The organism is Microbacterium sp. ZW CA_36 (assembly GCF_044987475.1).
In the GTDB taxonomy this organism is placed as follows: Bacteria; Actinomycetota; Actinomycetes; order Actinomycetales; family Microbacteriaceae; genus Microbacterium.
On record NZ_JBJDRL010000088.1, the window covers coordinates 1 to 12,461 of the forward strand.

The 12,461-nt window shown below is 71.8% G+C and carries 11 protein-coding genes; 6 read left to right on the forward strand and 5 right to left on the reverse strand.

The window, feature by feature from the left end; genetic code table 11:
- Window positions 1–268 precede the first annotated feature (268 nt).
- From ACI3KX_RS20550 to ACI3KX_RS20570, 5 genes are read right to left on the reverse strand one after another with little or no spacing between them, the layout of a single operon-like run.
- On the reverse strand, window positions 269–1,957 hold the full coding sequence (locus ACI3KX_RS20550) for a S8 family serine peptidase (RefSeq protein WP_404910905.1): 1,689 nt from the start codon (window positions 1,955–1,957) through the stop codon (window positions 269–271).
- Window positions 1,958–2,000: 43 nt separating this feature from the next.
- The gene (locus ACI3KX_RS20555; RefSeq protein ID WP_363356971.1) at window positions 2,001–2,564 is read right to left on the reverse strand and encodes an acyltransferase; all 564 of its coding nucleotides are present in this window, start codon (window positions 2,562–2,564) and stop codon (window positions 2,001–2,003) included.
- On the reverse strand, window positions 2,561–3,955 hold the full coding sequence (locus ACI3KX_RS20560; RefSeq protein ID WP_404910906.1) for a wax ester/triacylglycerol synthase domain-containing protein: 1,395 nt from the start codon (window positions 3,953–3,955) through the stop codon (window positions 2,561–2,563). Before ACI3KX_RS20560 ends, ACI3KX_RS20555 begins: the two co-directional genes overlap by 4 nt.
- Complete coding sequence (locus tag ACI3KX_RS20565) at window positions 3,955–4,884, reverse strand: glycosyltransferase family 2 protein (RefSeq protein WP_404910907.1); 930 nt, start codon at window positions 4,882–4,884, stop codon at window positions 3,955–3,957. Before ACI3KX_RS20565 ends, ACI3KX_RS20560 begins: the two co-directional genes overlap by 1 nt.
- Window positions 4,871–6,094 (reverse strand): glycosyltransferase family 4 protein, encoded by a 1,224-nt coding sequence (locus ACI3KX_RS20570; RefSeq protein ID WP_404910908.1) that lies wholly within the window; start codon window positions 6,092–6,094, stop codon window positions 4,871–4,873. Before ACI3KX_RS20570 ends, ACI3KX_RS20565 begins: the two co-directional genes overlap by 14 nt.
- Window positions 6,095–6,341: 247 nt before the next feature.
- Between ACI3KX_RS20570 and ACI3KX_RS20575 the strand changes: the two genes are divergently transcribed.
- From ACI3KX_RS20575 to ACI3KX_RS20600, 6 genes are all read left to right on the forward strand, one after another.
- Window positions 6,342–7,235 carry a hypothetical protein gene (locus ACI3KX_RS20575; protein ID WP_404910909.1) on the forward strand — a complete coding sequence of 298 codons (894 nt, stop codon included), beginning with the start codon at window positions 6,342–6,344 and terminating at the stop codon, window positions 7,233–7,235.
- A gap of 31 nt (window positions 7,236–7,266) precedes the next feature.
- Window positions 7,267–8,841, forward strand: coding sequence for an O-antigen ligase family protein (locus ACI3KX_RS20580; protein WP_404910910.1), 1,575 nt, complete (start codon window positions 7,267–7,269; stop codon window positions 8,839–8,841).
- Window positions 8,817–9,695 (forward strand): glycosyltransferase, encoded by an 879-nt coding sequence (locus ACI3KX_RS20585; RefSeq protein WP_404910911.1) that lies wholly within the window; start codon window positions 8,817–8,819, stop codon window positions 9,693–9,695. The genes ACI3KX_RS20580 and ACI3KX_RS20585 overlap by 25 nt, the downstream gene beginning before the upstream one ends.
- Window positions 9,692–10,555 carry an SGNH/GDSL hydrolase family protein gene (locus tag ACI3KX_RS20590; RefSeq protein WP_404910912.1) on the forward strand — a complete coding sequence of 288 codons (864 nt, stop codon included), beginning with the start codon at window positions 9,692–9,694 and terminating at the stop codon, window positions 10,553–10,555. The genes ACI3KX_RS20585 and ACI3KX_RS20590 overlap by 4 nt, the downstream gene beginning before the upstream one ends.
- Window positions 10,552–11,496 (forward strand): glycosyltransferase, encoded by a 945-nt coding sequence (locus ACI3KX_RS20595; RefSeq protein ID WP_404910913.1) that lies wholly within the window; start codon window positions 10,552–10,554, stop codon window positions 11,494–11,496. The genes ACI3KX_RS20590 and ACI3KX_RS20595 overlap by 4 nt, the downstream gene beginning before the upstream one ends.
- 38 nt (window positions 11,497–11,534) lie before the next feature.
- Window positions 11,535–12,461: glycosyltransferase family 2 protein (locus tag ACI3KX_RS20600; protein WP_404910914.1), on the forward strand; the 927-nt coding region annotated here is incomplete at its 3' end.

A 12,461-nucleotide genomic window follows, 5' to 3' on the forward strand; every position in this document is an offset into this window, starting at 1 on the left:
TCGCGCAGCTACCCGAACGCGACCTACCCCGTGCATGCGCGGGCGGTGGATGCCGCGGGCAACACCGGTTACAGCCCAACGATCTCGCTGACCCTGCGCAACTGACCCCGCCCCCGGTCGTTGAGCGAGCGAGGGACGAGCGAGTCGAAACGCGCCTCACCTACGAGCGACGCCGACGCGTTTCGACTGCGGGCGCTGGGGCGCCCTCCGCTCAACGACCGAGGGGCAGGGCGCTGGAGCGCCCTCCGCTCAACGACCGGGGGCGGGGTCAGTTGCGCAGGGTCAGCGAGATCGTTGGGCTGTAACCGGTGTTGCCCGCGGCATCCACCGCCCGCGCATGCACGGGGTAGGTCGCGTTCGGGTAGCTGCGCGACGACAGACTGCCGCTCCACGAGCCGTCGGACTGCTTCGCCAGCGTGCCGAGCCTCGTCGCACCCGACCACAGCGTCACCCCGGTGACCGCCACGTTGTCGGTGGCGACCACCCGCACCGTGACGGTACCCGAGACCGTCGAACCTGCCGCGGGCGCGGTGATCGTCGCGTTCGGCGCCTGCGTGTCAGGCGTGGGAGTCGGCGTCGGGGTCGGCGTGGGCGTCGGCGTCGGCGTCGGGGTCGGCGTCGGAGTCGGCGTCGGCGTCGGTGTGGGCGTCGGCGTCGGCGTGGGAGTCGGGGTCGGGGTCGGGGTGATGCCCGTGGGCACCGTCGACGCCAGCCAGCCGGAGTACCGCCCGGAGATCGGGCTGAGCGGGTCGCCGGCGAAGCGCTTGCCGCGCGTGGTCGCGGCTGCTTGCGCCTGCGCCTCGAGGATCTGGAACACCTCCCGCGGCGTGCGACCCTCGCACGAGCCTTCGGCGAAGCACGCCAGCACGACGCCCGACATCACCGCCGCCGACATGCTCGTCCCCGACGCGATGTAGCCGTACCGGTTGCCCTTCTTCGTCGTGTACGGGCACGTGCCGGGAGCCGCGATCGTGTGCGCACGATCGGCAGCGCTCACCGCCCAGTTGCTCTTCGGGTTGATCGTGTCGTCGACCGGAGCCGACGACTCGGTGCACAGCTTCGCGGCGCGTGAGCCCGGCTTGCCGTCGTAGTCGGCGACGTTCGTGACGGTGATCACCTCGTCGAAGTTGCCCGGCGAGTACTGCGCCAGGTCGCGCGTCGAGTTGCCCGCCGCCGCGACCACGACCACGCCGTCGTCGACGAGCGCGCAGATCGCCTGATGGATGACGTCGCCGTTGGTGTACCCGCAGTTGCCGTCGTCGGCCTGCCCGAACTGCATGCTCATGTTCATCACGGCGATGTCGTAACGCTCGTGGTTGTCCATCACCCACTCGAGGCCGCACATGAGGGTGGCGAGCGTCCCCTGCATCTTGTTGTCGAGCACGCGCACCGATGTGATGGGCGCGCCCGGCGCGATGCCGACCAGCCCCACGCTGTTGTTGATCGCCGCCGCGGCGCCGGCGACGCCGGTGCCGTGCCCGTTCGCGTCGGTGCCGTCGCCGCTGCCGAAGCAGTTGATCTGCCGGGCGACGTTGAGATCGGAGTGCACGCTCACGCCCGAGTCGATGATGGCGAGCCCGGGGCCGTCCCACGCACCGGCCGATGTGGCGCTCGTCGGCGGCAGATCGGCCTCCACCGTGCCCACCGCGGGCGGCACCGTCTGCGCGGCGCCGGTCACCACCTTGTTGGACGAGATCCCCCGCACCGTCGGCGACACCCGCAGCAGCGAGACCTCGTCGGCTGTGAGGTATCCCGTGAAGCCCTTCACGACGCTGTCGTAGACGGCGTCGGGCTCTGCGGCGATGCCCGTGAGCGCGGCATCCATCCCGTCCATCGATCGGAAGCTGACGGTGTACACGCCCGCCGTCTCGCCGGCGGCGAACGATGCCGACGCCGCGCCACCGCCGATGAGCGACGCCACGACGGCGGTCCCCACCGCCAGTCCCGCGAACCGCATCCCCCGTGTCGAGTGCTTCCTCCCGCGCGCCGAAGACCTGGCGCTACTGCTGAGCTTCCCCACTGCTCATCCCCACTTTCTGGCCGGATGGCCTCTCGCCGATGACGCGCGCCGGAACCCCTCCGACGATCGCGAACGCCGGAACGTCCTTCGTCACCACTGCCCCTGCAGCGACGACGGCGCCCTCGCCGATCGTCACGCCCGCCAGCACCACGACGTTCGCGCCGAGCCACGAGCCCGCACCGATCACGACGTCGCTCTCGATCTTCGGCTGGTCCATGATCGGGACCGGGCCGCGCTCTACCCCGTAGTTCGACGCCGTCACCATCACGTGCGGGGCGAACAGGCACTTCTCGCCGATCTCGATGCGGCCGGTCTGGTTGCCCGCCCAGATCAGGCTGAACTCGCCGATGTGCGTGCCGGCGCCGATCGAGATGCGCTCCCCGTTGCGGAACGACACGTTCGGAGCCATCGACACCCCCGGCCCCATCCGGATCAGCGGCACCTGCCGCACGAACGAGTAGCCGTGGAAGTGCGCCAGGCGCAGACCGTGCACGAGCGTGCGCGGGTCGAACACCGACGCGAGCGCGCTCCGGAGGCGGCTCATCCCGCTACCCCCGCGACAGGATCCACACGGCCCGAAGCGCCGCTCGGGGCGCCGGCCGGGGCGCCGCCCGGGGCGCCGGCGGCGACCGGCACCGGCGCCAGCAGCTCGCGGTAGACCGCCATCAGCGCGGGCAGGTCGACCGACGAGCGCGCCGTGACGCTGATCACGAGCTCGCGACGGTACGAGCACGCCAGGCACGCCACCTCGTCGCGCGGATCGCCCGCCGGCCAGCCGGTCACCGTCTCGACGGCGGCGGTGCCGAAGAAGCGGTCGTCGCGACCCCAGGTCACCGAGGTGGCGTAGCCCACCCAATCCTCGGCACCCTCGACCACCGAGCCGCCGGATTCCACCGCAGCCTGCACCTGCGCGCGCACGCTCGGCACGATCTGCTCGAGCGGGGCGGATGCCGCCACCGCCACCTTGACGACGCTGATGTCGTTGCGCACCCCGCCGTCACCCGCTCCGCGCCGCGAGATCGGCACGAGGATCGACAGGGTCTCGGCGTCGGGCCGCTGGCGCGCCATCGCGACCAGGGTCGCCGCCGTCACCAGGTCGTTCACCGTGCCGCCGAGCTTGTACGCGCGCCGGGTGGCTGCCGCGAGATCGACCGCCTCGTACGCCGAGCGGCGCCCCTCGCGCACGTCGTCGAGCAGTCCCGTCCGCGCGATGCGCGCGTTCTTGACCGGGCGCAGCAGACGGCCTCCCCAGCGGCGCAGCCGCATGCGGAACGACTTGCGCCAGTACGCCCGCCACGCCTGCCGCACACCGGGGTGGCGCGAGCGCCACTGCGCGAACGCGAGCGCGAGCACCTCGATGCCGTTGCGGGGCGGGATGCCGAGCTCGAGGTACTGCTCCTCCCCCGGCTCGGGCGGCTCGGCCATCGCCGCGGTGCCGGCGATCACATCGCCGATCCGCAGGCCGTACATCGCGTCGCCGACCACGTGGTGGTAGCGCATGACGATCGCCACGCGCCCGGAGTCGAGCTCGACGAACTCGAAGTCCCACAGCGGGCGCGAGGGATCCATCGTCGGGCTCAGCCGCCCCGTGAACCGCTCCACGCGGGTCGGATCGTCGGGCTCGATGCCCTCGGCGAACCGCACGTGATAGTCGAGGTCGAGGCTCGTCACCGGCACCCACGCCGGTGTCGTGAAGCGCAGCAGGGGCGGCACCAGGCGCTGCCGCATCGCCGGCGCGAACCAGCTCAGCCGCTCGACCCGCCGTCGGATCGCGGCACGGTCCAGCGTGCCGTCGGGCCCGCGCAGCGGCGCACCGTCGACGATCATCGTGCCCGCGGCGTGCATCGCCGCGAACGTGACCGCATTCGACACGTACTTCTCGTCGAGCGAGCTGATGAGCTCGGCCCGGCGTGGGAGATCGGTGTGCGCGCTCATCAGTCGTCGCCTCCTCTGCGTGTCTCGACCCCGAGCGAGATCGGGGCCGGCGGGTCGTGGTCGACGAAGACGCGCCCGTCGAGCGCGAAGCGCACGGCGATGAAGAAGCCCCCGAGGATTCCGCGGAACAGTGCGAGGTCGGCATCCCGTCGCCGCGGTTCGCGCCGATTGCGCACCGCGCGCGACAGCGTGCGCTTGGTCGCCACCGCGAACAGCCGCACGCCGACGAGCGCGCGCAGGCGCACCCACTTCGCCGTGAGCGCCCCGAGGCCCAGCCCGTACCCGTGATGCAGCGCGGTGTAGGCGTCGTCCGCGCGGGTGTGCACGTGATGCACGACGCACGAGGGGTCGTAGACGATGTGCGCGCCGTCATCGAGGATGCGGCAGAACATGTCGAGGTCTTCCGCGCCGGCGAGCCGGCGCCCCGCGCCGAGCACGGGGTCGAAGCCGCCCAGCGCGACGAGCCGCTCGCGCCGGAACGCCATGATCGCGCCGTGCCCGGCGTCGATGCCCTCGATCGTGCGGGTGAAGCGCCGGGGCGGCGGCGACGGCTGGGTGCCGACGAGCGTGTGGTCCAGCATCCGTCCCGTCACCGCTCCGACGACCGGCGCGTCGAAGCCCTCGAGGATCGGCGCCATCCAGCCGTCGACCGCGGCGCAGTCGTCGTCGGTGAACACCACGATCGGGCGGTCGCTCGTGTGGAGCGCCAGGTTGCGGGCGATCGACAGCCCCTTGATGTCGCTGCGCACGTAGTCGACGCCTGCCGCCTCCGCCACGATCCGCGTCGCCGTCGTCGTCGACGCCGAGTCGACGACGAGGATCTGCACGCCCGGCGGCGTCACCGCCGTGAACGAGGCGAGCGCCGCGGTGAGCATCTCGGGTCGCTCGCGCGTGCAGATCGCGAGGGTCACGTCCTCAGGCCGCGGCATGCGACGACCCCCTCACCAGACGTGCCGCCTCGCGGTAGGCCGCGAGGGTCGCCTGGATCGCCGCCGCCCAGCTCAGCTCGTCCGCACGCGCCATCGCGGCGCGCGACATCATGGCGAGCACGTCGGGGCGGGCGATCAAGAGGTCGAGCTGCGCTGTCAGCGTGCCGACATCGCCCACGACGTGGGTGAAGCCGGTCACGCCCTCGTCGATCACCGCGCCCGCCGCGGTCGAGACGAGCGGCACGCACCCGGCCACCTGCGCCTCGTAGGTCACGAGGGCGCTGCCCTCCTCCACCGTCGGGAGCAGCAGCACATCCGCCGATGCCAGCACGCGCATCGGCTCCGAGGTGACGCCGCGCACCTCGACGCTCGGGTGGGCGAGCAGCGGCACCAGGAGCGCCGCATAGTCCTCGTCGAGGAGTCCGTAGACGAGGAACCGCCCGGTGGCGGCCGCCGTCGACGCCGTCCACGCCTGCAGCGCGGTATGGAGGCCCTTGCGCGGCGAGCCCCTGCCGAGGAACACCGCGGTGAACGGCCCGCCGCTGTCTCGGGCAGGCGGTGCGGCCACCGTGCAGCCGTAGCGGTGCCGCAGCAGCCGGCTGTCGTCGAACCCGCGGTCCAGGAACGAGACGGCGACGGCCTCGCTCGGCACGAGCAGGCCGGCTGCGGCGGCGTACTCGCTCTCCTCGGTGGCCAGTCGGCGCGCGTTGACGGTGTGGCTCTCGCCGCGACGAGGCTCCAGGCCGAGCGACGCGTACTCGCGCGCCACGACCTCGTACGCGTGCGCCGTGTGGGTGTTGGGAACTTCGCGCACACCCGGGATGCCGCGCCGCCGCGCCGCGCGCAGCGTGCGGGCCGACGCGAGCGGCCATGCGTGCACGACGTCATCCGCGCCCCCGTCGAGCAGCCGGCCGACGAGACCCGCCGTGACGGCATCGTGGATGCGCATCGCGCGGTCGCGACCGATCGCGCGGTGGGGCACGCGCCGGCCGCGCACGGTGAGGGTCGTGCGCACGGATGCCGCACCTTCGATCGGCTTCTCGACCGACCCGGCGACGATGTGGACGTCGACTCCGGCGCGCACCAGTTCGTTCGCCTGGTTCCATGCGGTGAAGCCGATGCCCGGCGAGCCGAGCGCAAACGGGAAGCTGTACAGGACTGCCAGAACGCCACCTCCCCCAGGACGAGGCCCGCCACCAACGGGAGCCATGCCGGCTCTCGCTGACCACTCTGTGGGAGCCGTCAAGACGGACACAACCCGGGCTGGCGAATGTCGCTCAGTCTTTACACCCGTGCAACAAACGCACAGGGCGCCGTTAACAATGCGGGGCGACTATGGCAGTGCAAGTCTTGTCGCGACACCACATCTGGGATCCGGTGCGCGACGTGGACGGCCCGATGGCGTGCTGGGGGTTCGGACGGTCTGCGTCCGGAAGCACACGGAGAGAGGGTGTCTCATGGAGACTCCGAAGTATCTGCAAGTCCTCTGGAACTACAAGTGGGTGCTGGCTTTCGGCGCGCTCGTCGCCGCCGTGGCCGCGTTCTTCGCCGGCTTCGCGATCGTCGAAGGGCAGGTCGTCTCGCGAGCGCAGCAGACGTGGACGGCCGCCACGACCATGCTGCTCACCAGCGAGTCCGACCGGCTCTACCAGTCGCAGGTGCCGGGTGTCCCCATCGAGCAGGGGACGTCCGACCCGCAGGTCATCGACATGTCCTCGACCGCGCTCGTGTACGCGTACATCCTGTCGAGCGACATGATCCAGGACACGGTCGAAGCCGAGATCGGTCCGCTCGACGACGAAACAGAGTCGATCACGGCGCTGCGACGCACGACGCAGCCCACCGGGGATGAACGCTTCCCTGGTCGCTACGACCTGCCCGTGCTCGAGGCCGTCGGCACCGCCGAGACCGCTCCGCGCGCCGAGGAGATCTCGCGCGCCGCCGCGACCGCCTTCACGGCCTATGTCGTCGCCCAGCAGGACGCGCAGGAGATCGCACCCGAGCTGCGCGTGCTCATCGAGCCGCTCGGCGCGAGCGACGCCGTCGAGGGCGACTCCTCGAACCCGGCCATCCCCGTCGTCGTCACCTTCGTGGGCGTGTTCCTCGCCTTCGTGGTCCTGGTGTTCATCATCGCCGGGCTGCGCTCGCGCTCCGCCCGGCGCAAGGCCGCACGCACGAAGGCGGCCGGCGACGCGGCAGCAGAGCCCGCGAGCGGAACGGATGCCGAGCCCGGCGTCGCCGCGACCGAGCCCACCGGCATCGCACTCGATGCCGAGGTCGGCGAGCTCGTGGGTGCGGGCCCGCCCTCGCGCCGATCCGGGCGCGCCGCCAACGAGAACGAGACCGCGTAGGCCGTCGGTCGCCCGGGTTCGGAGCCACGACATGTCGTCCGGAAACGCACCGCCCCTCACACCCGCCGACGAGACCGACGCTCCACCTGTCCAGGTCGCGCCCGGCGACGGAGGACGCCCCCACTGGGGCACCGTCGCCGGGATCGCGGTCCTGTTCGCCGCGATCGTGATCGCCGGGGTGATCTTCCTTCCGCCCATCGCGGTGGGGGCAGCCCTCCTCGGCATCGCGCTCATCGTGCTGCTGCGCCGCATCCTGTTCACGTGGCCGGCGCTGCTGTTCCTGCTCGCCGCGACCGTCATGTTCATCCCGGCCCGCCGCTACGCGCTGCCGATCCCCCTGCCGTTCGCGCTCGAGGCGTACCGCCTCATGATCTTCATCGCGATCGCCGCGCTCGGGCTCGCGTTCCTGTTCGACCGGACACGGCGCTGGCGCCCCGTCGCCTTCGGCTGGCCCATCGGTATCTTCCTCGCGACCCTGCTGGTGTCGTTCATCGCGAACGGCATGCGGCTGGTGAACGAGGGGCTGGCCACGACCGCACTGTCGGGCTTCTTCCAGCTCGGCGTCCTGCTGTCGGTGTTCTTCTCGGTGCGCCAGATGCTGACCAGCGAGCGCATGGTGATGGGCTTCCTCATGGTGCTCACGTGGATGGCCGTGATCGTGGCCTTCCTCGCCGTCTTCGAGCGCGTCGCCCGCACGAACGTCTTCCTGATGCTCGCGAACTTCCTGCCGCTGGTCGTGATCCGTGACGACGGCGGCGACGCCATGCGGGCCGGGGTGAATCGCGCGTACGGCTCGGCGCAGCATCCGATCGCCCTCGCGGTCATGCTGTGCATGTTCCTGCCGATCCTCATCTACCTGGCCAAGTACGCCATCTGGCCGCGCAACGTGTGGAATCGGCGCATCGCGTACGGGATCGGCACCGTCATCGTGTTCGGCGGCATCGTCGCCGCCATCTCGCGCACGGCCGTCGTGGTGATGGGCGTGATGTTCCTGCTCACCCTGCTGCTGCGGCCCAAGGTCGCGCTGCTGCTGGCGGCGTTCGCGGTGCCGGCGCTCCTGCTCGCGATGTTCCTCGTGCCGGCCCAGGTCGAGTCGATGCTGCTGTCGTTCCTCGACGTCGACACGCTCATCGCATCGCAGTACACCTCAGCGGGGATGACGGGCGCCGGGCGTCTCGCCGACCTGGAACCGGCCTTCGTCGAAGTGCGCCAGTACCCCTTCTTCGGGCAGGGGTTCGGCAGCCGCATCGTCGTCGGCGACGACGCGAACTCGTTCATCCTCGACAACCAGGTGCTCAGCATCCTGATGGAAGGCGGCGCACTCGGCGTCATCGGCTACGCGATCTTCATGCTCGCGCCGGTCGTCATGCTGCTCGTCTACGCCCTGCGCTGGGCGGCCGAGCCGCGGCACGCGCTGCTCGCCTTCGCCCTCGCCGTCTCGATCGCCGGCTACAGCGCGGCGCTGTTCTTCTTCGACGCGTTCGGCTTCTTCCAGTCGTTCCTCGTGCACATGATGCTGCTCGCGGTCGCCGCGTGGGTCGTCACCGAGGGATCGCGCACGGCCGCGGCTCCCAAACCGGCATGGACCCCGGAGGCCGGCCGGTGACCGCGCGGCTGAGCATCGTCATCCCCGCGCACGACGAGGGCGCGGTGATCGACCGCGTGCTGGGCGCGCTGTGCGACTCCGGCCGGAGGGACGAGTTCGAGATCATCGTCGCGGCGAACGGCTGCACCGACGACACCGCCGCCCGCGCACGCGCCTACGACGGCGTCCAGGTCGTCGAGACGCCGCAGGCCTCGAAGATCGCGGCGCTGCAGGCCGGTGACGACGCGGCATCCGTCTTCCCCCGCGCCTATGTCGACGCCGACGTGCGGATCGACCCCGACGCGCTGCTGGCACTCGCCGACGCCCTCGACGCGCCCGGCATCGAGGTCGCATCTCCTCGCCTGCACGTCGACACCTCGGGTGCGTCGTGGCTCGTGCGTCAGCACTACCGGATCTGGGAGCTCAGCGACTACCGCCAGAGCGACCACATCGGCTCGGGGGTCTACGCGCTGACGAGGGCCGGCCGCGCCCGGTTCGACGCCTGGCCCGACGTCATCGCCGACGACCGGTTCGTGCAGCAGCTCTTCGCCCCGGCCGAGCGCGCGATGCTGGCGGACCACACGTTCAGCGTGCGCTCGGCAGCCGACATGCGCGCGCACCTGCGCCGCTCGGTGCGCATCGCCCGCGGCAACCGCGAGCTGCCCGACCGGGTGCAGCACCAGGATGCCGCGCGGCCGTCCGCGGCATCCCGCGGCGGGCTCGCGCGTCGGGTCGCGGCACGGCCCGGCCTCTGGGTGCCCTTCGCCGTGTACTGCGTCAGCTGGACGCTGCCCAACGTGCTCGCCCGTCGCGACATCGCTCGCGCGCGCACACGGACCTGGAACCGAGACGACACGAGCCGGGTGATGGCATGAGAAGACCAGCCGCGACGACCGCCGCGATCGCACTCCTCCTGGCGGTGCTCACCGCCTGCGCGGGGGCGCCCGCACCGGAGCCGGTCGACCTCGACGAACTCGAGTCGAGTCCCACGCTCTCGCAGGTCGCCACGATCGGCGCGCTGGGGGACTCGATGACCCTGGGCGTCAACGCCTGCGCCGAGCCGGGGCGCTGCACCGCCGCGAGCTGGGCCACCGGCGACGAACCCGCCGTCGGCTCGGTCGCGATGCGCATCGGCGCAGCCAACGGCAGCGTTCCCGACACCGTCAACGCCGCGAAGGACGGCGGCACGGTCGCGGATGCCGTCGCGCGCGTCGACGAGGTGATCGCGGCCGAGCCCGAACTCGTGCTGGTGCTGCTCGGCGGCAACGACGTTTGCGCCCCCGACGTCGACGGCATGACGAGCGTCGAGGACTTCCGGGCGTCGTACACAGCACTTCTCGCCGCGCTGAGCGATGGCCTGCCGGACGCCCGCGTGCTCGCGCTGTCGATCCCCGACCTCCACCGGCTGTGGGAGGTCGGCCGCGACGACCAGGGCACTCGGGACGTCTGGGACAGCAGCCCGTCGTGCAGCAACCTGCTCGGCGACGCCGCCGCCACCGACGCGGCCGCGACCGAGCGGCGCGACGCCGTCGCGGCGCGCACGGACGAGCTGAACGCGGTGATCGCCGAGGTCTGTGCGGCCGACAGCGCCTGCATCTCGGACGGCGGCGCCGTGTTCGCCTACGAGTTCTCGCCCGCCGAGATCTCGGCGATCGACCACTTCCACCCGTCCGTGGCGGGCCAGCAGGTGATCGCCGAGATCGCCTGGGACACCCTCATGGAGGCCGCACCATGACCACGCTCCTCGTCGCGATCTCGGGCGGCCACCTCACGCAGCTGAAGATGCTCGCACCCCGCGTCGCCGACGGCGACGACGTCGTCTGGCTCACCGACGACACCGCGCAGAGCCGGTCGCTGCTGGAGGGTCAGACGGTGTACCACGTGCCCACCCGGCCGCCGCGCGACTACGCGGGCGTCATGCGCGACACGGGCATCGCGCGGCAGGCGATGCGGGATCACCGTGTCGACCGTGTCATCAGCACGGGCGCCCAGATCGCGCTGTCGGCGCTCGTGCCCGCGTCGGCGCGGCGCGTGCCGTTCACCTACATCGAGAGCGCGACGCGCGTCACCGGCATCTCGGCGACGGGCAAGGTGATGGAGCGTGTGCCGTGGGTCGACCGCTACGTGCAGTACCCGCACGCCGTGAACGCCCGGTGGCGGTACGCGCTGTCGGTGTTCGACGGCTTCCGCGTCGAACCCGTCGACGACCCCGCGCCGATCCGCCGTGCCGTGGTCACCGTCGGCGGCAACGGCGACTTCGGGTACCGACGGCTCGTGGACGGCGCGCGCGCCGCTCTCGGCGACCTCGACGGCGACGTCGAGACGCTGTGGCAGGTCGGCGCCACGGACGTGTCGGACCTTCCGATCACAGCGGTCTCGTCCCTGCCCTCGAGCGAGCTCGGCGTGGCGCTGCGGCAGGCCGACGTGATCATCGGGCACGCCGGCACGGGCACCGCCCTGGCCGCGCTGGCGGCCGGCAAGGTGCCGGTGCTCGCACCGCGCTCGGTGGAGCACGGTGAGCACGTCGATGCGCACCAGCAGGATCTCGCGCGGTTCCTGGGCGACCGCGGGCTCGCCATCGTCTGCGAGCCCTCCTCGCTGCGCGCGTCCACTCTCGACACCGCGCGCCGCTGGCGTGCCGTGAGCTCGCAAGACCTCGCCCCCGTGCCGCTCTGAGCACCGGCATCCGCCGCGATCACCTCTGGGAGGACCCCGTGCAGACCCCGGCGCCCGACGTCACCGTCGTCATCGTCAACTACGAGACCCGCGACGACACGGTCGCGTGCGTCGGCTCGGTGCTCGCGCACCTAGGCGGTCTCGACGCGCAGGTCGTCGTGGTCGACAACGGATCCGGCGACGGCAGCGCGGCGGCGCTGCGCGCGGCACACCCGGATATCGACGTGGTGGAGGCCGGCGAGAACCTCGGGTTCGCCCGCGCGGTCAACCGCGGGGCCGCGCTCGCCCGTGGCGAGTTCGTGCTGCTGCTCAATCCCGACGCGGTCATGCTCGAGCATTCGCTGCCACGGATGATCGGCTTCGCCCGCGAGAATCCGCAGTACCGCATCATCGGCGGGCGCACGCTGCGGGCCGACCTCACGCTCGAGCCCTCGTCGTGCTGGGGCGCGCCGACGCTGTGGTCGCTCAGCATGTACGCGACGATGCTGTCGACCGTCTTCCGGCGCTCCCGCCTCTTCGACCCCGAGTCGCTGGGCACGTGGCCGCGCGACACGATCCGCGAGGTGCCGATCATCACCGGGTGCCTGCTGCTCATCCGCCGGGACGACTTCGTCGAGCTGGGCGGCATGGACGAGGAGTTCTTCCTCTACGGAGAGGACGCCGAGTTCAGCATGCGGGCGGCCGCACAGGGCATGGCGCGCGTCGTCTATCCCCCGGCGGCGATCATCCACACCGTGGGAGGGTCGTCGGCAGGCAGTTCGAAGGGCTCGATGGTGCTCGCCGGCAAGGTCACATACCTCGAGAAGACCTGGCCGCCGCGACGAGCGGCCGTCGGGGTGCTGCTGCTGAAGACGGGCGTCGCCGTGCGCGCCACGCTCGAGACCCTGACCCGCCGTGCGAACCGGCCATGGACGACGGTCTGGCGGCGACGCGCCGACTGGGCGTCGGGTTACCCCCACGCCGAG